The organism is Nocardia rhamnosiphila NBRC 108938, assembly GCF_000720425.1.
GTDB lineage: Bacteria > Actinomycetota > Actinomycetes > Mycobacteriales > Mycobacteriaceae > Nocardia > Nocardia rhamnosiphila.
The window spans coordinates 19,073-40,464 of sequence record NZ_JOAJ01000010.1; the positions used below are offsets into that span (position 1 = coordinate 19,073).

Annotated in this window: 24 protein-coding genes; 11 read left to right on the top strand and 13 right to left on the bottom strand. The window is 68.1% G+C overall.

Annotation, left to right across the window (positions count from 1 at the left end; translation table 11 throughout):
- Positions 1-731: 731 nt before the first annotated feature.
- Both IG75_RS0129505 and IG75_RS0129510 read left to right on the top strand, forming a co-directional pair.
- Positions 732-1,721: an XdhC family protein gene (locus IG75_RS0129505; protein WP_030524622.1), complete on the top strand. Its 990-nt coding sequence runs from the start codon at positions 732-734 to the stop codon at positions 1,719-1,721.
- Positions 1,722-1,826: 105 nt separating this feature from the next.
- Positions 1,827-2,774: a hexose kinase gene (locus IG75_RS0129510; RefSeq protein WP_036515596.1), complete on the top strand. Its 948-nt coding sequence runs from the start codon at positions 1,827-1,829 to the stop codon at positions 2,772-2,774.
- Between the two features lie 22 nt (positions 2,775-2,796).
- Here the strand turns inward: IG75_RS0129510 and ramB are convergent, their stop codons facing one another.
- From ramB to IG75_RS0129535, 5 genes are all read right to left on the bottom strand, one after another.
- The gene (ramB, locus tag IG75_RS0129515; RefSeq protein ID WP_030524624.1) at positions 2,797-4,203 is read right to left on the bottom strand and encodes an acetate metabolism transcriptional regulator RamB; all 1,407 of its coding nucleotides are present in this window, start codon (positions 4,201-4,203) and stop codon (positions 2,797-2,799) included.
- A 136-nt stretch (positions 4,204-4,339) separates the two neighbouring features.
- Positions 4,340-4,693, bottom strand: a complete 354-nt coding sequence (locus IG75_RS0129520) for a DUF3349 domain-containing protein (RefSeq protein WP_030524625.1) — start codon at positions 4,691-4,693, stop codon at positions 4,340-4,342.
- Complete coding sequence (locus IG75_RS0129525) at positions 4,693-4,974, bottom strand: membrane protein (RefSeq protein WP_030524626.1); 282 nt, start codon at positions 4,972-4,974, stop codon at positions 4,693-4,695. The genes IG75_RS0129520 and IG75_RS0129525 overlap by 1 nt, the downstream gene beginning before the upstream one ends.
- Entirely contained in the window at positions 4,974-6,179 is a 1,206-nt protein-coding gene (locus IG75_RS0129530) for an inorganic phosphate transporter (RefSeq protein WP_036515600.1), read from the bottom strand. The genes IG75_RS0129525 and IG75_RS0129530 overlap by 1 nt, the downstream gene beginning before the upstream one ends.
- A gap of 96 nt (positions 6,180-6,275) precedes the next feature.
- On the bottom strand, positions 6,276-7,502 hold the full coding sequence (locus tag IG75_RS0129535) for a multidrug effflux MFS transporter (protein WP_281181644.1): 1,227 nt from the start codon (positions 7,500-7,502) through the stop codon (positions 6,276-6,278).
- 51 nt (positions 7,503-7,553) lie between these two features.
- Between IG75_RS0129535 and IG75_RS37590 the strand changes: the two genes are divergently transcribed.
- On the top strand, positions 7,554-8,033 hold the full coding sequence (locus tag IG75_RS37590; protein WP_162183815.1) for a MarR family winged helix-turn-helix transcriptional regulator: 480 nt from the start codon (positions 7,554-7,556) through the stop codon (positions 8,031-8,033).
- 66 nt (positions 8,034-8,099) lie between these two features.
- Here the strand turns inward: IG75_RS37590 and IG75_RS0129545 are convergent, their stop codons facing one another.
- The 3 genes from IG75_RS0129545 to IG75_RS0129555 form a co-directional block, all read right to left on the bottom strand.
- Positions 8,100-9,923, bottom strand: a complete 1,824-nt coding sequence (locus IG75_RS0129545; protein WP_030524630.1) for an acyl-CoA dehydrogenase — start codon at positions 9,921-9,923, stop codon at positions 8,100-8,102.
- Positions 9,924-10,094: 171 nt separating this feature from the next.
- Positions 10,095-10,964: a nuclease-related domain-containing protein gene (locus IG75_RS0129550; protein WP_030524631.1), complete on the bottom strand. Its 870-nt coding sequence runs from the start codon at positions 10,962-10,964 to the stop codon at positions 10,095-10,097.
- 174 nt (positions 10,965-11,138) lie between these two features.
- Positions 11,139-11,516 (bottom strand): VOC family protein, encoded by a 378-nt coding sequence (locus IG75_RS0129555; protein WP_030524632.1) that lies wholly within the window; start codon positions 11,514-11,516, stop codon positions 11,139-11,141.
- Between the two features lie 177 nt (positions 11,517-11,693).
- Between IG75_RS0129555 and IG75_RS0129565 the strand changes: the two genes are divergently transcribed.
- Positions 11,694-12,587, top strand: a complete 894-nt coding sequence (locus IG75_RS0129565; RefSeq protein WP_051715090.1) for a patatin-like phospholipase family protein — start codon at positions 11,694-11,696, stop codon at positions 12,585-12,587.
- Here the strand turns inward: IG75_RS0129565 and IG75_RS0129570 are convergent.
- Together IG75_RS0129570 and IG75_RS39360 are read right to left on the bottom strand one after the other, a co-directional pair.
- Entirely contained in the window at positions 12,555-13,826 is a 1,272-nt protein-coding gene (locus IG75_RS0129570) for a helix-turn-helix domain-containing protein (protein ID WP_063834210.1), read from the bottom strand. The genes IG75_RS0129565 and IG75_RS0129570 overlap by 33 nt on opposite strands.
- On the bottom strand, positions 13,826-13,969 hold the full coding sequence (locus IG75_RS39360) for a hypothetical protein (protein WP_156059228.1): 144 nt from the start codon (positions 13,967-13,969) through the stop codon (positions 13,826-13,828). Before IG75_RS39360 ends, IG75_RS0129570 begins: the two co-directional genes overlap by 1 nt.
- 390 nt (positions 13,970-14,359) lie before the next feature.
- On the opposite strand from IG75_RS39360, the gene IG75_RS0129580 reads away from it, so the two are divergent.
- The 4 genes from IG75_RS0129580 (at position 14,360) to IG75_RS0129595 (ending at position 16,913) form a co-directional block, all read left to right on the top strand.
- Positions 14,360-15,016, top strand: coding sequence for an SRPBCC family protein (locus IG75_RS0129580; protein WP_030524635.1), 657 nt, complete (start codon positions 14,360-14,362; stop codon positions 15,014-15,016).
- Positions 15,016-15,414 (top strand): ArsR/SmtB family transcription factor, encoded by a 399-nt coding sequence (locus IG75_RS0129585; protein ID WP_030524636.1) that lies wholly within the window; start codon positions 15,016-15,018, stop codon positions 15,412-15,414. Before IG75_RS0129580 ends, IG75_RS0129585 begins: the two co-directional genes overlap by 1 nt.
- A gap of 115 nt (positions 15,415-15,529) precedes the next feature.
- On the top strand, positions 15,530-16,246 hold the full coding sequence (locus IG75_RS0129590; protein ID WP_030524637.1) for a polysaccharide deacetylase family protein: 717 nt from the start codon (positions 15,530-15,532) through the stop codon (positions 16,244-16,246).
- Between the two features lie 121 nt (positions 16,247-16,367).
- Complete coding sequence (locus tag IG75_RS0129595; RefSeq protein ID WP_030524638.1) at positions 16,368-16,913, top strand: carboxymuconolactone decarboxylase family protein; 546 nt, start codon at positions 16,368-16,370, stop codon at positions 16,911-16,913.
- A gap of 211 nt (positions 16,914-17,124) precedes the next feature.
- Here IG75_RS0129595 and IG75_RS37595 read toward each other — a convergent pair whose 3' ends face one another.
- Positions 17,125-17,688, bottom strand: coding sequence for a hypothetical protein (locus tag IG75_RS37595; protein ID WP_156059230.1), 564 nt, complete (start codon positions 17,686-17,688; stop codon positions 17,125-17,127).
- A gap of 8 nt (positions 17,689-17,696) precedes the next feature.
- Positions 17,697-18,311, bottom strand: a complete 615-nt coding sequence (locus IG75_RS40935; RefSeq protein WP_373863782.1) for a relaxase domain-containing protein — start codon at positions 18,309-18,311, stop codon at positions 17,697-17,699.
- 622 nt (positions 18,312-18,933) lie between these two features.
- Here IG75_RS40935 and IG75_RS0129610 point away from each other — a divergent pair.
- Positions 18,934-19,359 (top strand): hypothetical protein, encoded by a 426-nt coding sequence (locus IG75_RS0129610; protein ID WP_030524641.1) that lies wholly within the window; start codon positions 18,934-18,936, stop codon positions 19,357-19,359.
- Positions 19,360-19,493: 134 nt separating this feature from the next.
- Here the strand turns inward: IG75_RS0129610 and IG75_RS38565 are convergent, their stop codons facing one another.
- Complete coding sequence (locus IG75_RS38565) at positions 19,494-19,751, bottom strand: helix-turn-helix domain-containing protein (protein WP_036515558.1); 258 nt, start codon at positions 19,749-19,751, stop codon at positions 19,494-19,496.
- A gap of 496 nt (positions 19,752-20,247) precedes the next feature.
- On the opposite strand from IG75_RS38565, the gene IG75_RS0129620 reads away from it, so the two are divergent.
- On the top strand, positions 20,248-20,691 hold the full coding sequence (locus IG75_RS0129620; protein ID WP_156059232.1) for a DUF5994 family protein: 444 nt from the start codon (positions 20,248-20,250) through the stop codon (positions 20,689-20,691).
- Between the two features lie 269 nt (positions 20,692-20,960).
- The gene (locus IG75_RS0129625; protein ID WP_030524643.1) at positions 20,961-21,389 is read left to right on the top strand and encodes a DUF5994 family protein; all 429 of its coding nucleotides are present in this window, start codon (positions 20,961-20,963) and stop codon (positions 21,387-21,389) included.
- Positions 21,390-21,392 lie beyond the last annotated feature (3 nt).

The window sequence follows — 21,392 nt, forward strand, 5'->3', positions numbered from 1 at the left end:
CGGCCACGACTTTGCTAAGCCTGTGAAAGTTGCCAGCGCGTAACCACCGTCAAGTCTACTCACCAGTAGCTCTGACATGGGGTTTTAGCGTAACGCTTGTACTGTTAGCGGGGGCGGGGATCGGGGGCAAACCCACTCGTCACGTTTCGACCCTGTGAGGACGTTCATAACTGACGGCGTTTGCCTTCAGATGTGACGTGTGTCTGTGTCGGGCTTCCTGGCGCAAGCGATAGGCAGGCTTCCCGGCGAAAGCGCCAGGGGGCTCGCTCGCACAGGCGTGAGGTGAGTGGGCCCGCCCCGAAAGGCAGAGACGCTGGGCTCGCCGGCAAAGGCGACAGGCGAGCTCGCTCGTGAAGGTGCTGTGTTTTTGGCGCCGCCTGCGGCGTCGCGGGGTTGAGGCCCCCTTGGTCTCGCCGTTTCGGCCTCGGGACTCGAGCCTTCGGCTCCTGCGCTTTCGAGGCCGAAACGGCGAGACGGGCCTCAACCCTTCGAGGTGTCTCGTAAAACTCGACGCATGCGGGTTGCGTAAGATTTCACAACATGCCCAGAAAGGGACAGTGTCGGCACACAACACTTGGCCAACCATTCATGTTCTCGCCCGACGAGATTTTCGCAGGCGTGCCAAATTCACGGAGAACAGCGCTAGGGTGTCCGTCACGTGCGCGGTCATCGGTGACGGGTGCCGATGGTGAGCGCCTGCCCTCCGTCGCACGGTGGGATCGGAGCTGTTGATGCGCGACATCGTCGACGACCTGCTGCAGGTGTGGCGTTCGGGCCGGACCGGCGGGCTGGCCACCATCGTGCGCACGGGTGGTCAGGTGGACATTCCGGTGGGTACGGCGATTCTGGTGGATCCCGACGGCATGATCTACGGATCCATGGCGGCCACCGGGATCGAGGACACCGTCTACGAATCCACCCTGCAGTCGGCCCGGACCGGGCAGCGCGCTCTGCACCGGCTTCCGGTACCCGGCGGTGAGGGCGCGGTGATAGATGTGTTCACCGAACCGTTCTCCCGCGGACATTTTCCGGAATTCCCGACCATTGCCGCCGAAATAGCCGAGCATCGGCGGGTCACGCTTTTCACCGTGGTGTGGAATCCGGAGCCGGGAATGATCGGGCAGCATCTGATCACCGATAAAAGACACGCGACGGAACTGGTCTCGCTACCGCAGTCCGATATTTTCGTCGCCTCGTTCGCCCCGCCCCCGCTGCTGGTGGTGTTCGGCGCCAATACCGTCGCCGCGGCGCTCTCGGCGCAGGCGCGGCTGCTCGGCTACCGGGTCGCCATCTGCGATCCGCGCCCCACGTTCGCGGTGCCGGAATCCTTCCCCGGGGCCGAGGTCGTCTGCGATTGGCCGCACCGCTATCTGAACATGCTGGTCTCCGAGGGGGAGGTCGATTCCTCCACCGGTATCGTGCTGGCCTCCCACGACCCGCAGTTCGAGATCCCGCTGCTGACGGTCGCGCTCCGGCTACCCGAGATCGGCTACATCGGCGCGGTCGGCTCGCTGGTATCCAGTGCGCGCCGCCTCGACGACCTGCGCGCGAGCGGGTTCGACGAGACACAGCTGGCCCGGCTGCACTCTCCCGCCGGAATGGATATCGGCGCGGCCACGGCCACCGAAACAGCTTTGGCGGTGACCGCGGAGATGGTGGCCGCGCGGAACGGGCGGCTGGGCCGGATCACCGTGCCGTTCCCGGCGGAGGCGGCGATCTGAGCGCGGCGCGCCCTCGCCCCGGCCCGGCCGAGGGCGACCGGAATCACCCTCGCAATCCCGCCCCTCGATCTTGTGCCGTGCCGACTCTCGTGGACAGTGGTTCTCGTGATCCTCACCGTGACAATGAATCCCGCTTACGATGTGACCTACCGCGTCGAGAATTTCACCTGCGGGCAGGCCCACCGGGTTCGCTCGGTGGAGCAGCGCCTCGGCGGTAAGGGCATCAACGTCACCCGAGTGCTCAACCAATTGGGCCGTTATGCCCGTGCCACCGGTTTCGCCGATCACGCCTTCGCCGCGGCCGCGGAGGCCGAGATGCCGGTGGATTTCGTGCACGCGCTGCCGTGGGTCCGGCGCACCGTGGTGATCAGTGAATCCGATACCGGCACCGCGACCGCGTTACGCGAACCGGGAGCGCGGATATCGAACCCGCACGCCTCCGAACAACTCGAGGTCCGCGTATCAGGCATGCTGACGCATATCTCGGGCCTGGTGATCGCCGGGTCCCTACCCGACGGGATCGATCCCGGCCTACCCGCCCGCATCGCCCGAACCGCCCTCGACGCGGGGGTGCCCACGGTCTGTGACCTGCACGGACCGGCCCTGCGAATGGCCGCACGGGTGCCCGGGGTGGTCCTGCTGCCCGGCCTCGACGAATTCGAATCGCTCACCCATTGCCGCCCCGAAACCCCGGAGGCGCTGGTCACCGCGACCCGGCCGCTGGTGGATCGCGGGGTGGGCGCGGTGATCATCACCCGGGGGGCACAGGGCATGGTCGCGGTGACCCCGGACGGGTCCTGGGAGGCCCGGCTGCCGGAGCCGCTGACCGGTAATCCGACCGGCGCGGGGGACCCGGTGACCGCCGCCGTGATCGCGGCCCTGGCCACCACGCAGACTCCGGATTGGCCGGCGATCCTGGTCGACGCGGTCGCCACCTCGGCCGCCTCGGTGGTCATTCCGGTGGCCGGTGAGATCGATCGGCGGCTGCGCGGTCACCTGGCCCCGACCGTGCTGATCTCCGAACTGGAGACACCGGGCCGGGAATCGGCCTGACCGCACGTCGCGGCGGCATCGCCTATTTCAGGACATACGGGGAAACCGAACTCCGGTGTTCGCTGATATCGAGCGTTTTACCGAGCGGGGGGAAGGCGCGCTGGGGGCAGTTGGCGCGATCGCAGACCCGGCAGCCCGCGCCGATGGGGGTGGCATTGGCCTCCCGGAGATCGATACCGTCGGCGTACACCACCCGCGCCGCGTGCCGGATCTCGCAACCCAACCCGATCGCGAAGGTTTTACTCGGCTGCCCGTACCGGGTCGCGCGGCGTTCCACGGTGCGCGCCACCCACAGATATTTCCGGCCGTCGGGCATCTGCGCGATCTGCGTCATGATCTTGCCCGGGTAGGCGAAGGTCTCGTACACATTCCACAGCGGGCAGGTACCGCCGCTGGAGGAGAAGTGGAAACCGGTGGCGGACTGTCGTTTCGACATATTCCCCGCCCGGTCCACCCGGACGAACGAGAAGGGCACCCCGCGCAGTTCCGGCCGCTGCAAGGTGGACAGGCGGTGGCAGATGGTCTCGTAGCTCTGCGCGAAGAACGCCGATAATCGTTCGATGTCGTAGCGGAAGCCTTCGGCGACCTCGTGGAAGTAGGTGTAGGGCAGCACGGTGGCGGCGGCGAAATAGTTCGCCAGACCGAGCATGGCGAGCCTGCGCGCGTCCGGACCGGAGAAATTACCCTCGTCCACCAGCTTCTCCAGCAGTTGCCCGCATTCGAAATAGGCCAGTTCGGCGGCCAGTTTGAACAGGCGCTGGCCACCGGACAGATGCGGCGCGATCTCGAGCAGCTGGTTCTCCGGGTCGTACCGGTGCAGTACGCCCTCACCGAGATCGATACGTTCCATGATCCGCACGCCGTAGCTGCGCAGCACCTTGGGGATCTCGCTGTGCGCGTCGCCGTTGTGGAAGCGGATACGGTTGGCCAGTTCCTCGGCCGCGGTGTCGAGCTCGTGGATATAGTTCTGCCGCTGATAGAAGTAGTCGCGTACTTCCTCGTGCGGTTTGCTGATGGTGGCGCTGCCCGAGCCGTCGGCGAATCGGTCCTCGGTGGCCGCGGCCAGCTGGGCGCTGGTGTTGCGGTAGCGGTTGTGCATATTGACCAGTGCCCGGGCCATGCTCGGATGGGCCGACACCATCTCCGCGATCTCCCGGGCGTCGGCTTCGATACCGAGCTCTTGGTCCATCACCACTTCCTGCAGCTCGGCGATGAGCCGGGTGTCGTCCTGCGGGGAGAAGAAGGTGGCCTCGACACCGAAGACCTCACTGATCCGCAGCAGAACCGGCACGGTGAGTGGCCGGACATCGTGCTCGATCTGGTTGAGATAGCTGGCCGATATTTCCAGCTGCTGGGCCAGCGCCACCTGGCTGAGCCCGCGTTCGGTCCGCAGTTGCCGCAACCGGGCGCCGACATAAGTCTTGGCCATATGTCCAGCTTAGGGGTCGTTCGCACGATGCGATAAGCGGGTTAGCAAGAATTTCGCTTCCGAGACCCGACTCCGGCACGCCCGGGACGATCCCGCCGCGGCCGGTCCACGATCGAATCCAGCGGGTGCGGCACTCTCACCGCTCCCCGTCCGGCTGCGCGATCTCGGCCAACGGCGAGGCCAGCGGCCAGCCGCCGGCGGCCAGATGCGAGGCCACCCGCGCGATGTCCTCCGGACCCGCCTGCTCCCGGGCGTGCCGGCTGACCGCGTCCTCGACCTCGGCGTGGGTGATCTCCCGGTCCCCCCGGTCGCGTACCAACTCCTCGGCGACCAGCACCACCTCGTACTCGGTCAGGTCCCGGTGCAGTACGGCGAACAGCGCCACATAGTCCGATCGGGGCACACCCTGCGGATACCCGGCCCGCAGCCACGCGAGCACCCGTGCCAGCAGTCCCGACCGCTCCGGCGGCAACTCGCTCCCGGTGGTCATCACGCCTGCCCGAACAGGTGGATACCGAGCCGGTCGGCCAGAAACGCCTTCGCGACGAACAGCACCGCGACCACCACCACCGCCAGCACGGCGATCAGGCAGAGGTACGCACCGGCCAGGGCGACCGGGTTACGCCGTACCGTTCCGCCGGGCCCGGCCGGCGCCGCCGCCGACCACAGCCGTACCCCGAGTGCGAACACCATGGGCAGGCCGGCGCCCAGCACCAGCGCCGCCAGGGTCACCTCCCCCAGCGAACGCAGATTGGTCAACACGGTTTCCATTACGCCTCCTCGGATGTCGACCCGGCGACCCGTGGCTGCTGCGCGGGCGAGGGATCCCCCGGCCCGAGGCCGGTGTCGGGGGCAGCGTTGACATTGCCGCTGGACACCTTGTCCCGCAACGAGCGCCGATAGATCACGGTAGCCAGCGCGATGAGCAACGTGAACACCACCAGCACCCCGGCGAGGCCGCCGATGTAGTAGGCGAGCGTCCAGCAGATGGCGCCCACGATGCCGGCGGCGGGCAGGGTCAGCAGCCAGGCCACGACCATCCGCCCCATCACCCCCCAGCGCACCTCCGCCCCCTTGCCGAGGCCCGTACCGAGGATCGCGCCGGTGACGGTCTGGGTCGTCGAGAGCGGCAGCCCGAAATGGGCAGAGGTCAGGATGATCGCCGCCGACGCCGATTCGGCTGCCAACCCCTGCGGCGAATCGATATCGACCAGTTTCTTGCCGAGGGTGCGAATGATCCGCCAGCCGCCGAGATAGGTGCCGGCCGCGATCGCGAACGCGCACGCGGCCATCACCCACAGCGGCATGGCCGAGTCCGGGGAGAGCTCGCCGTAGGCGATCAGGGCCAGGAAGATGACGCCCATCGTCTTCTGCGCGTCGTTGGTGCCGTGTGCCAACGACACGAGCGATGCCGACCCGACCTGGCCCCACCGGAAACCGGTGGTCACCTTGCCCTGGTCGGCGCCGCGGGTGATCCGGTACACCGACCAGGTCCCGATGGCGGAGACCAGACCGGCGACGACCGGCGCGAGCAGCGCCGGGATCACGATCTTGTTGATCACCCCGCCCTCCGCGGAGATCCACACCACACCGCTCCAGCCCAGCGCCGCCAGGGTCGCGCCGATCAATCCGCCGAACAGTGCGTGCGAGGAACTCGACGGCAGACCGAACAACCAGGTGAGCAGGTTCCAGAGGATGCCGCCGACCAATCCGGCGTAGACGATGAGCAGCAGGTCGTGCCCGGATACCTCGCCGAGCCGGACGATTCCCTCGGCCACTGTCGCCGCGACCGCCACCGATAGGAACGCGCCCACCAGGTTCAAGACCGCGGACAAGGTGACCGCGACTCTGGGGCGGAGCGCCCCGGTAGCTATCGAGGTCGCCATGGCATTGGCCGTGTCGTGGAAACCGTTGGTGAAGTCGAAGGCCAGCGCCGTGACAATGACGACCAAGAGAATGAGCAGCTCAACTGTCACGCCCTGCATTGTGCGTCATACCCCGGCCGTCCTCTTCCGGCGGGATCGGCCGGTCGCCGAAAGATAGCGGTCACCTGCGTGTATCGGACGGCCGGATCACGCGTGGGCGGGCTCCGGTTCCGGCCGCACCACCGCACCCGCCGTGTCCCCCACTCGCCGCGCGACGATGCCCAGGCAGGCGCAGATCACGATCGCCACCCCCATCGGCACGCCGGTGGCGGGCCCGCCGAGACCCACCAGCGGGGACACCACCGCACCCAGCCCGAACTGCAGCGCGCCCATGAGCGCCGAGGCGGAACCGGCGGCATGGCGCGCCCGGCCGATCGCCAGTGCGCTGGCGGTACCCATGACCGTCGGCGTGGCGGCCACCATCACGAACAGGACGGGCAGCACCAGCGCCGGGGGCGCGCCGGTGGCCAGCAGTACGAGCAATACGGTCGCGGCCGCCAGGATCACCCGCTGCCCGATCCGCAGGATCGGCGCCGGGCCGAACCGGCCGACGAGCCGGGAGACCACCACTCCGGCCGCCACCATGCCGGCGGCATTGGTGGCGAAGACGATCGTGTAGGCCCGGTTGGACATACCGAGCACGTTCTCGATCACGAACGGTGAGGCCGAGATATAGGACATCATCGCGGCGAATCCGAGCGCGAAGGCGAAGATGTAGCCGAGATAGCCGCGATCGGAGCCGATACCACGCAGCGTACGAAGGGTCCCACCGGCTCCGGCGGGGTGACGTTGCTGCGGAGGCAGCGATTCCGGCACCACGATCAGCGCGCCCAGGAACATCAGCACGAAGATCCCGCTCAGCACCCAGAATTCCGCCCGCCAACCGGCGCTCACCAGCACGCCACCGAGCAGTGGGGCCACCACCGGCGCGATACCGCCGATGGCGGAGAACAGGGTGAAGATCCGGGCGGTGGCCGCGCCTTCGGTGCGGTCGGCGCCGACCGCGCGGCCGATGACCAGGCCGGCGGAGGCAGTCAGCCCCTGCACGAACCGCATGGCGACGAGCAGCCAGATGGTGGGTGCCAGCGCACAGATCACGGTGACGACGACGGTGATCGCGGTGGCCACGACGAGTGGCCTGCGTCTGCCGTACCGATCGGAAAGCGGGCCGATGAGCAACTGACCCGCGGCCAGTCCGACGAGGAATGCCGTCAGTGTGAGCTGCACGCTCGCCGCGCTGGTGTCCAGATCGGCGGCGAGGTCGGTGAACGCCGGCAAGTACATGTCCACCGCGAACGGCGCGGCCGCCGAGAGCAGTGCCAGCACCACCAGCAGCAGCCCGGATACCCCGGGGCGCGTTCGGATCGGTAGCACGGTGCCTCCTCCAAGATACTTATGTATACATACATAAGCTATCATGGCCGGGTGAGCAGTTACCCCTCCGATCTTCGTGCGCTGGACCACGCGCTGCGCGAGGTCGCGCGGGCGGTTCGCAAAGCCACCCCGCGTCTCACCGGCGCCGAACCGCTCACCGATACCCAGTTCGAAGCGCTGCGGATCATCGTGCACAACCCCGGCGCCGCGGCGGGCGAACTGGCCGCGCTGGCCGGTATGCAGCCGAGCAATATGAGTGCGACGCTGCGCCAACTGGGCGAATACGGCCTCATCGACCGCGAACCCGACCCGGCGGACCGGCGCTGCAGCCGGATCCTGCCCACCGAAAAGGCCATCGCGCACGCCCGCGAGATAGAAGCGGTACGTACCCGGCTCGTCCTCGACGCCCTCGGCACCCTGGCTCCGGACGATCAGCAGAGTCTGACCGCGGCCATCGGCGGCCTGCGCGCCCTGGCCGACGCGCTCACCGGCGCGACACCGGCGCGGACGACCCGCCCGCGCACCGGCTGACCGCCGCTACCGCCCGCATACACCCGTATGACCCACCCGGTTTCCGGGCGGGTCATACGGGTCGGATCAGAATGCCTCTTCGGGCATGCTCATGATGTCGGTGTCGATCGCCGCGATGATCTCCTTGGTCGCGGCGAGGGTGGGCAGCACGTTCTTCGCGAAGAAGCTCGCCACCGCGACCTTGCCCGTGTAGAACGGCCGATCGCGCTCGTCCGCCGTGGCCAGCGCCGCCGTGGCGACCTCCGCCTGTACCAGCAGCCGCCAGCCGATCAGCAGATCGCCCACCGCCAGCAGGAACCGCACCGAGCCCAGCCCCACCTTGTACAGCTCGGTGGGTTCGGACTGCGCGGCCATGGCATAGCCGGACAGCGACCCCGCCATCGCCTGGACGTCCGCCAGTGCGGTGCGCAGCAGGGCGCGCTCGGTGTGCAGCCGGCCCGTGGGCGCATCCAGGAAGGCGGTGATCTGGCCGAAGATCTGCCCCGCCGCGGCGCCCTTGTCCCGGATGATCTTGCGGAAGAAGAAGTCCTGCGCCTGGATGGCGGTGGTGCCCTCGTAGAGCGAGTCGATCTTCGCGTCGCGGATGTACTGCTCGATCGGATAGTCCTGGAGGTAGCCGGAACCACCCAGGGTCTGCAGCGATTCGGTGAGGTACTGGTAGGCCCGCTCGGAGCCGACGCCCTTGACGATGGGCAGCAGGAAATCGTCGATCCGGTGCGCCGTTTCGGCATCCACTCCGGAAACCAGTTGCGCCACATCGGCATCCTGGTGAATCGCGGTGTAGAGGTAGACCGCGCGCATCCCCTCGGCATAGGCCTTCTGCATGGCCAGGCTGCGCCGCACATCGGGATGCCGGGTGATCGGGACCCGGGGCGCGGACTTATCGGTCATCCGGGTCAGGTCGGCGCCCTGCACCCGCTCCTTCGCGTAGGCGAGCGCATTCAGGTACCCGGTGGACAGCGTCCCACTGGATTTGACGCCGACCGTCATGCGCGCGTTCTCGATGACCTTGAACATCTGGGCGATTCCGTCGTGACTGTCGCCGACCAGCCAGCCCACGGCGGGCTTCGCGCCACCGAAGGTGAGTTCACAGGTGGGCGAGGACTTCAGGCCCATCTTGTGTTCGACATTGGTCACGTACACGCCGTTGCGCTCGCCCAGTTCCAGGGTCTGCGGGTCGAACAGGAATTTCGGTACGTAGAACAGGGACAGGCCCTTGGTGCCCGGTCCCGCACCCTCGGGCCGCGCCAGCACCAGGTGGAAGACATTCTCCGCGGTCTCGCCGACATCGGCGCCGGAGATGAAACGTTTGACACCTTCGATATGCCAGGTGCCGTCGGGCTGTTCGACGGCTTTGGCCCGGCCCGCACCCACATCCGAACCCGCGTCGGGTTCGGTGAGCACCATGGTGCCCTGCCAGTGCCGCTCGAAACCGGCGGCCGCCCAGTGCTTCTGCTGGTCGGTACCGATGCCGAACAGGACCTGCGCCATCACCGAACCCATATCGAAGAACACCGCGGCCGGGTTGGCGCAGGTGATCATCTCGCTCACCGCCCAGCACAGCGCGGCGGGTGCGGGCAGCCCCCCCATCGCCTCGGGTTTGCCGAGACGGTTCCACCCGGCTTCCCGGACGGCGTACACGGTCTTGGCCAACGGTTCCGGGACGGTGATCGAATGAGTGTCCGGGACGAACTCGACCGGATCCCGGTCGGCTGCCGCGAAGGATTCCGCCACCGGCCCCTCGGCCAGGCGCTTCACCTCCGCCAGGATCTCCCGCGCGGTATCGGTGTCCAGATCCCCGTACGCCCCGGCGTCGAGAATTTTGCCCAGTTCGAACACCTCGAAGAGGTTGAACTCGATATCACGCAGATTCGCCTGGTAGTGACCCACGGCTGTCCTCCTGGTCGGTACGGTGGGCGGCCGGGCCGACCGCCTGGTTACAGGCTTTTTGACATCGTACGAACTGAAGGGTGCCGGACCCGGCGCCGGGTACGCAACCGTAGCCTCACCGGGCCCGGCCCCTCTCCGCCGGCAGTGTCCGGGACGGCGCGCTTTATCGCCTCAGCAACCCGGCTGCAACGGCCAGCACTCCACCGGGCCCGCGGGCGCGGGTACGGCCGGCGCGACAGTGGTGCTGGGGGCCGCCGGTTCGGCGGCGGGACCGTCGGCGAGCAGGGAACCGGCGATCGCGCCCAGCACTATCAATACGCCCAGTACCGCGACCCCCAGTACCGCCCAGCCGAGGAGGTCCTGGGTGCGGCCGGAATCCGGACGGCGCCAGCCGGGCCGCTCCCGCGGTTTCCGCGGCGGCTCCGGCAGTTTGTCCTCGAAGCCGGCGGCGATGAGTTCGGCGCGATCCGGCGCCCAGCCGGTGAGTGCCCGGGTGGCCGCACAGACCCGGCCCAGCGTCCAGCGGGGTGGCCCGGGGGCGAAATTCTCCAGGAAGATCCGCAATTCGGTGGAGTCGACCGCGTTCCCGACCACCACATCCAGTCCCGGCCGCAAAGTTTCCCGGCCCGGCCGCAGCACCACGCCCCGCATGGGTACCAGCACCACCGCCCCGCACAGCTGTCCGGGATCGTAGGTGGCGCGTTCGAAGGTGAGCTCGACCTCCCGCACCGCGCTCTCCAGCTGCCGGATCGGATTCGCGCCGAATTCCACTTCCAGATCCGCGGCGGCCGCGCCCACCTGCCACGGCCGGTCCTGGGAAACCGTGAGCACACCGCTCTGCCGGCTACGGAACCCGACCACCTCGATCACGAGAACACCCTGCGGCGTCCAGATCACCGCCCCGATCTGCCGGGTTCCGCGCTGGGTGCCGATTCGCAGGTCGACGATGGCCAGGCCGGTCGTCGGCAACTGCCGCAGGCATTCCACGAATTCCTTTTCGGCCGCGGATAGTTCCGCCCGATCGTCGACCTTCACCAGCATCGTGCTCTACCTCTGCCGTGTGTCGTTGCCCCTCATGCCACCACCGACCCCCGTGTCGATCATGGCCCGCCAGCCACTTTCGTACCACTCATATGACCTGCGGTTCAGGCGAATCGGGAATCAGCGCCCCCGGACCCAGGGGCGCTGACACCCATTACGGCACCCGTGCGGGTATCAGACCCATTGCACGAGCTGGTAGATGATCCCGTTCCGATCGGTCGTCTGGAAGTAGCGCTCCCCCCATTCCTCGGTTTCGACGGGGGTGACGATCGGGGCACCTTCCTTCTGCAGGCGCGCGTATTCGGTGTCGATATCGGTCACCACGAACACCACGAGCAGTCCATCCCCGGCGGAGCCGGCGGCGCGTTCGGGTTTGAAGGTGGACAGGCCGGTGCGCAGGTAGATGAGGTTCATCCCGGCTTCCGGGTGGGCGAGCGAGACGAAACCGTCGGCCGCCATCTGCTCGGTGAAGCCGAAATGGGTGGTGACGAACTCCGCCGATGCGGCCGGGTCGGCAACGTTCAGCGAGATGGCAGATCCGGTGATGCGCATTTGACCTCCGTATTCCGAAAACACCGTATGGTGTACGTAGTATTTGTACCGGATCGGATCGTGCACCGCACCGTGATCCGCCGCACGCCGGAGACTTCCCGGCGCGGACCACCGGCCTTCGGCGATACCGACCGGTCGCGCCGGGCGGAACCCGCCCCGTGGCGCTAATCTCGTGCCATGCCTGATGCCCGGCCCACCGCAACGCCCACGATCGCGCTGGTACTGGGAGGCGGTGGCCCGGTCGGCATCGCCTGGCTGAGCGGCCTGGCGATCGGTCTACGTGACGCCGGAATCGAGCTGGCGCTGGCCGACCGCATCATCGGCACCTCCGCCGGGGCGGTTGTCGGCTCGGCCCTCGCCTCCGGGATCGATATCGCCACGCTGCTGACCCCACGACCGCGGGACGCCGAGCCGGCCCGGCACGACTACGCACCGCTGCTGGAGATCGCTTCGCTGCTGCGCGCCGTCGACCAGGATCGCGACCTGGTACTCCAACGGGTCGGCGAGCTCGCACTGGGCGCCGGCACCGGCGACCCGGCGGTACACATCGACCGCATCGGCTCACTCGTCGGCTTCGCCGAATGGCCCGAGCACGATCTGCGGATCGCCGCCATCGATATCGGATCGGGGACGCTCACCGCCTGGACCAGGGACGGCGCTGCCACCCTCGTCGAGGCGCTCGCCTCGAGTACCGCGGTGCCCGGCGTATTCCCCCCGATCGAGATCGCCGGCCGGCACTACATCGACGGCGGTGTCCGCTCCACGGTCAATGCCGACCTCGCCGTGGGCCACGATGTGATCGTGATCCTGGAACCGCTGGCACATGTGTATCCGCGCACCCGCGCCGACCGGGAACTCGGACCGGCCCGGGAAATCTCGATACGCCCGGACGATATCGCCGTCGCCGCGTTCGGCACCGACCTCTTCGCCGACACCGCCCTCTATCCGGCCTACGAATCCGGCGTCCGGCAGGCGGCGGCAGCGGCGGCGGAGCTGAAAGAATTCTGGCCCGCCGCACCGGCCACCGGTCGGTCCGGGTCAGATCACGCGCGGACCGCGGGCGGCGCGTAGACCGCCGCGCGCCTGACCGGCACGGGCCGGCACCGGTTGGATGAGTGCCGCGTCCACCCCGATCCGCTGCGCGAAGACGCCGAGGCCAGGGGTGGCCCGGTCCATGCTGAGCAGGTCCGCGGTCGTCGACCGGACCGACTTGTGCCGGTAGAGCTGTTCCGGGGCGAGTACTTCGGCCTCGAGCAGGAGGGCCAGTGCGCGTTCGGGACTGCGGCGCTGGGCCCACGCGCGAGCGGTATCGATGAGCAGTCCGCCGTGGCGTGCTGGTGAGAGCCGCTCCCGGTCGATCTTTTCGGCGAGCCGGATCGCGGTGCCGGCGTCGCCGAGTTCCACCGCGACCGCGACCTCGTGCAGATCCACGGCGGTGGGGCCGAATTCCGTATGGTGATCGTCGCGGTCCACGCCGAGACCGTCCGCTGTCGCGCGGGCGGCGGCGATCATGTCGTAGGCCTGTTCGGCCTCTTCGGTGCGCGCCGCGATCAGGGCGAGTTGCAGGGTCAGCGCGCCGTACACACTCGCGGCTTGCGGCTCGCCCCGGCCGATGAGCTTCCCGAGTGCCGCACGGGCGGTTTCCGCGGTGCGCTCGGCCTGGTCGAGGCGGTGAGCGCGCTGGAAGACGAGGGCGAGACGAAAAGCGCCCGCCGCCATCAGAATCGGATCGCCCGCCTGCTGAGCCGCGGTGATCGCGCGCTCGGCGGCGACCCAGGCGGCATCGAACTGCTGCAGATCGGCGAGCGCGACGGCGTAGGCCTGACAGGTGTGGGCGAGCAGTATCTGGGCACGGCGGGAGCCGGCGTGCACGACCGCCGCGGCCAGTTCGGGAAGCAGCGATTCCAGCAGCTCCCGCAGCTCGGTGTAATGGCCCAGCCGGGTGAATGTCCACGCCGCGTCGGCACCCTCGGCGAGGCGGTCGATATCCGGGCCCGTGCCCCCGCCGGCCGCCATCGCCCGCAGGGCGTGGTTACCGGTGAGCAGCAGACGCAGCCGTACCGCGTCCGCCGGGATCTGCTCGGCCTGCGCGGTGGGCGCCGACGGCGCCAGCTCGGCGACGGGCATCTCGAGGACATCGGCGATACGTTCGAGCACATCCAGCGCCTTGACCGGGCGCACGCCGCGTTCCACCTGGGAGACCCAGGCCTCCGACCGTTTGATCAGCGGTGCGAAATCCCGCTGGGACAGACCTTTCCGCGCCCGGTAGTAGGCGATCTTGCGGCCGATCCCGGAATCGTGCTCCGCCATCAGCCGAGCGCACCTTCGGCCGCGGCCGGGCCCGGCCGTGCGATGCCCCGGCGCAATGCGCGCCGCCGGGTTCCCGTCGCCGGGTCGAGTACTGCCGCGCCCGTCGGGGTGTGCATATCGAAGCGGGGCACCAGTTCTTGCATATCCGGCTCCTTCGTTGCGACTCCGGCTTGTGACTGATCGTAGGACGACAAGCTCTTCACGAAATGCTAACCAGTATTTCGCTACCACTGGAGTAGCGAATTGATCCATTACCCGCCCGAGCCGGGCGCAGTCGCCTCGGACCGGACCACGCGCGGGCTCCGGCGATACCGAATTCCGCCGCGAAATCCCACCCCGCGGTCCGCCCGCCACTTTATCCCGACGAGTGCCCGGATAAACACGGTCGATTTCCCGCCGCGGGTCCGCGCGTTCGCCCCGAAACGGTTGCGGGGTCTGCGTTTCCGGACCGCCTCGCCCGCCCGGCGCTTCCGGCCTGGCGCAACCCGCCACACCGCGCTAATATAAGTTGAAACTTATAAAGGGAGGAAGACATGGGTTTGCTCACCGATCCCACCGCCATCGCAGGACTGGTCGCCCGGGAGGTCCGCACCGCCGAACGACAGGGAGCGGTCACCCGGATCGCCGTGGCGCGGCGCACCTACGCCACCGATCCGGACGATCTGTGGGAGGCACTCACCGATAGCGAACGGATTCCGCGCTGGTTCCTGCCGATCACCGGCGAGTTGGCCGTCGGCGGCAGGTACCAGCTCGAAGGAAATGCCGGCGGTGTGGTCGAAGAATGTGAACGACCGAAACGGTTCGCGGTGACCTGGGAGATGGGACCCATGGTTTCCTGGCTCGAAATCCGGCTGGAACCCGGCGCCGGCGGGACCACACTCGAATTGGTACACGAAGCACCGGTCGATCCGGATATGTGGAAACAATTCGGTCCTGGCGCGGTGGGTGTCGGCTGGGATCTGGCACTCATGGGACTCGGCCTGCACCTGGAAACCGGTGCGGGAGTCGACCCGGCGGTGGCGCTGGAATTCCCGGCCACCCCGGAGGGTCTGGAATTCGTCCGGGCCGCGGCGACCGGCTGGGCGGAGGCGGCGATCGCCGACGGTGACGATCCGGCGCAGGCCCACGCGGGCGCCGAGGCGACCACCGGCTTCTACACCGTCACCCCCGAGGAGGAGGAGCGGTCCTGATGAGCCGGCCTTCCCCGGCGGGCGTGTTCGAGGCACTCGGCGATCCGGTGCGCCGCGCGATACTGCAACTGGTGGCCGGCGGTGAACGGTCCGCCGGCACCCTGGTCGAGGAGATCCGCGGGCACTCCCCGATCTCGCAACCCGCGGTGTCCCAGCACCTCAAAGTATTACGGGACGCCGGGCTGGTCCGCGTGCGGTCGGAAGCCAATCGCCGGTACTACGCCCTGGACCCGGAGGGATTCGCCGACGCCCGGGAATGGCTCGCCGAACTGGTGGATCCGCTGACCCGGTTCGCCCAGCCCCTCGACGCCCTCGCGACCGAGGTCGCCCGCGGCAAACGCGAACGCCGTGGGACGAGCACTGGAACGGGAACGGATCGTACGGACCGCACCGCCTGACGGTCGCTTCGATTCCGCTGCACCACTGACGTGGACCGGACCACCGGACGTGACGCCGCCCGAGGTCTGCGGCGCACTCCTACGCCGGCCGCCCGGCACCTGATATACACCTGGGATGCGAAAGTGGTTGGCGGGGTCGGCAGTCGCCGTGGTGACAGTACTGATCGTCGCGGTCGGCGGCTATTTCCTGATGAACTCACGGACCTACCAGCTGGCCGGACGGCTGGTGGACCGCGTGGAGACCACCGAGAAGGTGGTGGCCCTGACGCTGGACGACGGACCGTCCGAGCGCGCCCCCGAGGTGCTCGACCTGCTCGCCACCGCCGGTATCCCCGCCACCTTCTATCTCAACGGCCGTGATCTGGCCGCCCGCCCCGAGCTGGGCCGGGCGATCGTGGCGGCCGGTCACGAGATGGGCAACCACACCTACAACCACCGGCGGATGGTGCTGGTCTCGTCCGGCACGGTCGCCGACGAGGTGGAAGGTACCGATACCGAGATCCGGGCCGCCGGATACCAGGGCGACATCACCTTCCGCCCGCCCTACGGCAAGAAATTGTGGACCCTGCCCAACTACCTCGCCGACCACGACCGCACCACGGTCACCTGGGATGTCGAACCCGAGGACGGCAACACCACCACCGAGGACATCGTCGACGCCGCCGTCGACCAGGTGCGCCCGGGGTCGATCGTTCTGCTGCACACCATGTACGCCACCGGGGCGGCCTCCCGGGCCGCCATCGTCCCGATCGCCGCGAAACTGCACGCGCAGGGCTACCGGTTCGTCACGGTCTCCGAACTGCTCGAGCACGCCGACTCCGCGCGCTCGTGATACACAGGCCGAGAAGCCGCCTGTTCGAGCGGCACACCGGCGGGTAGGTTCGGGAGCGGTGCCGCGCCACGAGAGCCCGGCGGGCACCGTGGCCGTACGACGCACCGGAGAGGACGATGTCATGGTTTCGCAGGAGCGACCACGGATAACCCCCGGCCGGCTCCGCGAGCTGGGTCCGGTCAACTGGGCGGCCTGGCAGGTGCTCTCGCGGGCCTCGGGTACGGCCGACGCGCAGCTGTTCAGCACGCTGGGGCGGGCCGGGCGGCTGTTCCGCGGCTGGCTGCACTTCTCGGGAACTCTGATGCCGGGTGGGCGGCTGCGTCGGCACGACACCGAACTGGTCATCCTGCGTGTGGCCCATCTGCGCGACTGCGCGTACGAGACCGACCACCACATCCGTCTGGGCCGGCGGGCCGGGGTGACACCGGAGATCCTGGAGCGGATCCGTGCCGGAGCCGGCGCGGAGGGCTGGACCGACAAGCACCGGGCCCTGCTCACCGCGGTCGATCAGCTGGTCCGCACCCGCGATATCGACGATGCCGCCTGGGAACACCTGTCCACCTACTACGACGACCGCCGTCTCATCGAAATCGTGCTGCTGGTCAATCAATACGAGGGACTGGCCGCCACCATCACCACCCTCCGCATCCGCCGCGACGATTTCTGATCGCCCGCGTGACCCGAACTGCCGCAAGCCCGCGTAGGCCTCCTGCTCGTGCCGGGCGATCACCACACCGCCCGGGCCGGTGAGATCCGCGGTGTGAGTAGTGCGCGAGGACCCGCTCTCTGCGACATTGCGCCGGATGAGTTACTGCGGGCCGACATTCTGGGTGAACAGCTGTGCCACTGACGACATGACCTCACTTCGTCGGGTGTGGCTACCTGCCACCGGTGAAAGCATCCGCGGGGACGAATATCTCGTGTCCGGAGTCGAGGCGGATCGCCACTCCCTCCGGGCTCCAGCGCGCCGAGGCGAGTTCGGGATCGCGGTTGCCGAGGATCTCGAAGTACACCGGGTGGCCGTATCCCATACCCGGATCCCGGCCGACCACGATCGCATCCGGCAGCCGCCGGTGCAGCAGCAGGCTCTCCCGGCGCAGTAGGCCCGCGTAATAGGCGGCACCGTCGTACTCGACGGTGGCCGACCGGGTTTCGGTGCGCAGCACCTCGGTGCGCACCATCCGAGTGTCGACGAAGACCGCGATCAGCAGGAGCACGAACAGCAGCAGGGCCGCCGCCGCGCCGAGAAGCAGGCGTATTCCGGGCATTCGGGCTCGGCCGGGTGACGGTTGCGGGCTCACCGCCGGAATATAGGCCATCCCGCGCCGGATCTCCGAGGTCTCCAGTATCCGGAACATGCAGGCCTCGATGATCCGCTCCGGATCGACACCGAGAAGCCCGTGTCGGTCGCGGGTGGTCACGGTACCCAGGGGCTCTGTCACCGGTCGCGCTACACATGATTCCGGCGAGCACCGGGGTGCCGCGGCCGGCCATCGACCGCAGGTAGCGCGGGATCAGCTCGATCAGTGCCCGGGACCGGCTCTCGTCGGGGTCCTCGGTGACACAGCCGAGTTCGTCGTCGCTGATGAGGCTGTACTGGTTGGACTTGTCGAAATAGCGTTTCTTGCCCTTGGCGTCGGTCCAGGCGGGGCACGCCGGCGAAGCCCAGAACAGTTCGCTGTAGGGCAGTTTCGCCAGGTCGATATCCTCCACTCTCCCGGTGGGAGGTGGTCGGCGGTCGGGAAGTTCGGCGAGTGGATATCGACGCATTCGGGGTTGTGGTTGGCCGCTCGATCTGGCGGACACCACCGGCACCACGGCGCGTGAACACCACCTCGTTCTCCAGGAACTCGACCACCTCACCGATCGCGGCCCGGTGCCCGGCCTCGATCACCGCGGCGTCTTCGGGTTCGGACAGACCCCACAGCACCGACACCCTCTCGACCGGCGTGAAAGTCGAGTCGAACCCGGCCACCGAGTTCGGTCGCGGTTGCGCGGCGCGCGCGACCCACGACGACAGTTCATGCTCATCGAGGGGCAGGCGCCCGGTTTCCTCGGCGAACATCACCGCCGCGACCTCGGTGCGGATCCGCGCCCGCTCCTCCTCCGGGATCGGCGCGTTGCAGGACGCCGCGCCGGCGGAGTGCGCCGAACTCCTGGCACGGCGACCCGGCAACGAGAGGTCCCGGTAATAGCCGCCGAAAACCAACGGATATGGCGGAGCTGCTGGTCAGTGGCGGCGGTCGGCTCCCGGGCTCGAGCATCGAGGGTCCGGCTCGAGTGCCTGAGTTCGTGTAGATCCCAGCCGGTTCCGGGTCCGTTGGCTGCGGTGGCGGCATCGAGCAGGTCACGCTCGGCGCGGTGCTTACCGGGCCCGGCCCGTCGGTGCGGTCGCGGAGCGGGGGCTGAGGTTCAGCCGGGTGGAACCACGCTAAGCAGGCTGGCCGAATCCTGTGTTGAGCTGGTGATTCAGGGGAACACACCGGCCGCTGCGCGATCCCCGATGCCTCCGACGAGGATGAGCTGCCGGACCTGGCGGTCTTCACCGCGGCACCTTTTTATCGGTCATGCGAATAACTAATGGGTGGTGTGGGATAGGCTGCTGTCCGCTCGAAGGATCTGTCCCACCACCTGCCCATATCGAAAGGCCCGAAACAGTGGTCCGTGGAACATTTTTCGCTTCGACCGTGGCGTTGACCGGCGTCCTGATGATCGCCGTGGCCGGTCCCGCCGCCGCTGATACGACGCTCTCGATCGAATCAGCACACGTAGCAGGAACCGAACCGGATTCGCCACTGGTTGTCAGGGTCAATTACATGTGTAAACCCGGTGAGGCAAACGAAGTGATGGTCACGGCCGAGGTCGATCACGATGAAGGCGAGGTGAGTCGGGGATGGACGGAGGCGGTCTGTGACGGCGAATTCGGACCGCAAACGATCGAGGTGCCGTCGTTTGCGGAGGCTGGGGGCGATCCGCGGGAGAGCGAGCTTGATCCATCGCCCGGCTACCGGAAGGGCCAAAAGCTCTGGCTCACTGTAGAACTCCTGAAAACCCCGAAGATCGGGGACAGCGAAGTGGTCGATACCATCGTCCGACATGTAACCATCGAATAGCCCACCGGCGGGGCCGGGCGCGGGTGCCGCGAGGGGTTCGTCGGGGCCCAGCTCGATATCGAAGCGTTCGTCGCGGAAGCGCGGGATCACCGCGGCCTCCCCCGATCCGGACGTGCGGCCGTCGTGTCTCCAGCTCATCTCTCTTCTTTCTTTCCCTTGGGTTCACCGGCGCTCGATTCGGCGTCGGCAGCTCCCGCGAGGTAGCGGTACAAGGTGGCCCGCGATACCCCGAACGCCTGGGCGACCTGCTCGACCGGCTGGTCCTCGCGCAGCGCGGCGCGGGCCATGGCGAGTTGGGCGGGGCTGAGCTTGCGTGGCCGGCCGGGCTGCTTGCCCTGGGCGGCTTCACATGCCTTTCTGCCCAGCGGGCAGGGTTGTCGCGGTGACCGCATCGAGGAGGTGGTCCGGGGCGCGGTAGAGCCCGAGTCGTCCCGGGCCCGGGTTCGGGATCTCGAAGGGCCGGGCGTCGCCGAGGACCCAGTGGAAGGTGTCCGGGTCCTGGAATTGCCACAGGGCGCAGCGTGTGGGCGTTCAGGGCTGTTGATGGCATCCGCTTTGTCCGTGAGGCGGTCAGAGCGTAAAGGGTTGCGTCGGGTGCGTTTCGGTGCCACCGACCGGTGAACGCGCTACTGGCCGACGCATGTCCTTTGTGTGCTGTGTTGCGTCGGGGTTGTGTACTTGATGCAAGAATTTGGCTGTTTCCGCTGGTATGCGGCATTTCGGGGTGCTGGGTGGTTCGGTCCCCGGATTCCTTTCGAGCAGGTCGCTGGGCCGTTGTCGGCGAGTAGGCTGGTTTTTATCCGCAGGCACCTCGTACGCCGACCGGCCAGGGTTGCGTCGTCTCGGATTCGATTCCGGCTCCGGTGAGGGCTGTGACAGGAGCGTCTCATGACGCCACGATCGATCGGCTTGCCTTCCGTACCGTCTCGTCGCCTACCGCGTTATGCGCCACGGTTGGGACCGCAGTTGCGGTTGCGGTTGTGTCCGCGCGGTGACGGTACCGGTGGTGTCCACGGTGTGTGGTGGCCGCGCACGCAGGACCTCGTCGCCGAAGTCCCGGGACTGTTCACCGTCTTGAGGCCGCACCTGGGGCCGGTGTGGCGGGTTGTGTACGACCCTGCCGGATGGTCGCCCTCGGCACGGCGCCTGCAGTTCGGCAGTCGTGCGGTCCGGCTGGATCCCTATCCTTTCGAGCTGTTCAACACGATGTATGTGTGCAGTGTGTACGACATCGCCGTCGTGCTGCGGGTTATCGCCTCCACCACCAACAGCAGCAAGGCGAACGCGGCGCTGGCGGCGGTGCCGGGTACACGGAACGCAGGTCGATCATGATCGACCACAGCGCGGCGTCCTCTCGGCAACCACCCGCCCTGGCCGGCGACACGGTTTCATCCGCACCCACCGGCGGCCCTCCCCTGTCCCGGCCCTGCCGACGGCGCCTGGTGGCCGCGCACTGCTCTGCCGCTGTGACGCCACACGGGTGCCCCTGCGTGTAGGCTCGACGGTATTCGGTGGCAACACGCGCGCTGACCAGCAGAGGTTGCGCCGTCCCCGAGTTCATCCGACCCGGCTTCTTTCCCGGGGCGTGACAGGAGCGTCCGATGACGCCACGATCGAAGACTGTGCCTCGGGCACCGTTCGACAGCACCTCCACGCGTACGCCACGGCTACGTCTGCGTCCGGATTCGGAGGCGAGCGGCTACATCGATGCGGCCTGGTGGCCACGATCGAGCAACCTCGCGACCGAACTGCGCGATCTGATCCCGGCACTGCGGGCGCTGACCGGGCCGATAGGGCGTATCGTCTACGATCCGCGCGCCTGGTCGCCGGCCGATCGGCACCGGATCACCGACGGCACCATCCGGCTGGACCCGTATCCGTTCGAACTGTTCGGCACCATGTACCTGTGCGGCATCGACGGCACGGTGATCGTGTTGCAGGCCATCCCCTCGGGCACCGGCGACGCCCTGGCGGCGTCCATGCTCGCGGCGTCCGGGGAACCAGCCCGGTCCGACCTGATGCCGAGGTGAAGG

What these genes read in the sequence shown, in the direction of transcription:
- IG75_RS0129595 (WP_030524638.1), top strand. Translation starts at nt 16,368, where the DNA reads ATGGTTTCGCAGGAGCGACCACGGATAACCCCCGGCCGGCTCCGCGAG.
- IG75_RS0129520 (WP_030524625.1), bottom strand. Translation starts at nt 4,693, where the DNA reads ATGACCACCGGGAGCGAGTTGCCGCCGGAGCGGTCGGGACTGCTGGCA.
- IG75_RS0129590 (WP_030524637.1), top strand. Translation starts at nt 15,530, where the DNA reads ATGCGAAAGTGGTTGGCGGGGTCGGCAGTCGCCGTGGTGACAGTACTG.
- IG75_RS0129625 (WP_030524643.1), top strand. Translation starts at nt 20,961, where the DNA reads ATGACGCCACGATCGAAGACTGTGCCTCGGGCACCGTTCGACAGCACC.
- IG75_RS0129550 (WP_030524631.1), bottom strand. Translation starts at nt 10,964, where the DNA reads ATGCTGGTGAAGGTCGACGATCGGGCGGAACTATCCGCGGCCGAAAAG.
- IG75_RS40935 (WP_373863782.1), bottom strand. Translation starts at nt 18,311, where the DNA reads ATGTTCGCCGAGGAAACCGGGCGCCTGCCCCTCGATGAGCATGAACTG.
- IG75_RS0129570 (WP_063834210.1), bottom strand. Translation starts at nt 13,826, where the DNA reads ATGGCGGAGCACGATTCCGGGATCGGCCGCAAGATCGCCTACTACCGG.
- IG75_RS0129580 (WP_030524635.1), top strand. Translation starts at nt 14,360, where the DNA reads ATGGGTTTGCTCACCGATCCCACCGCCATCGCAGGACTGGTCGCCCGG.
- IG75_RS0129555 (WP_030524632.1), bottom strand. Translation starts at nt 11,516, where the DNA reads ATGCGCATCACCGGATCTGCCATCTCGCTGAACGTTGCCGACCCGGCC.
- IG75_RS0129525 (WP_030524626.1), bottom strand. Translation starts at nt 4,974, where the DNA reads ATGGAAACCGTGTTGACCAATCTGCGTTCGCTGGGGGAGGTGACCCTG.
- ramB (WP_030524624.1), bottom strand. Translation starts at nt 4,203, where the DNA reads ATGGCCAAGACTTATGTCGGCGCCCGGTTGCGGCAACTGCGGACCGAA.
- IG75_RS38565 (WP_036515558.1), bottom strand. Translation starts at nt 19,751, where the DNA reads ATGCGGTCACCGCGACAACCCTGCCCGCTGGGCAGAAAGGCATGTGAA.
- IG75_RS0129565 (WP_051715090.1), top strand. Translation starts at nt 11,694, where the DNA reads ATGCCTGATGCCCGGCCCACCGCAACGCCCACGATCGCGCTGGTACTG.
- IG75_RS0129585 (WP_030524636.1), top strand. Translation starts at nt 15,016, where the DNA reads ATGAGCCGGCCTTCCCCGGCGGGCGTGTTCGAGGCACTCGGCGATCCG.
- IG75_RS0129620 (WP_156059232.1), top strand. Translation starts at nt 20,248, where the DNA reads ATGACGCCACGATCGATCGGCTTGCCTTCCGTACCGTCTCGTCGCCTA.
- IG75_RS0129505 (WP_030524622.1), top strand. Translation starts at nt 732, where the DNA reads ATGCGCGACATCGTCGACGACCTGCTGCAGGTGTGGCGTTCGGGCCGG.
- IG75_RS39360 (WP_156059228.1), bottom strand. Translation starts at nt 13,969, where the DNA reads ATGCAAGAACTGGTGCCCCGCTTCGATATGCACACCCCGACGGGCGCG.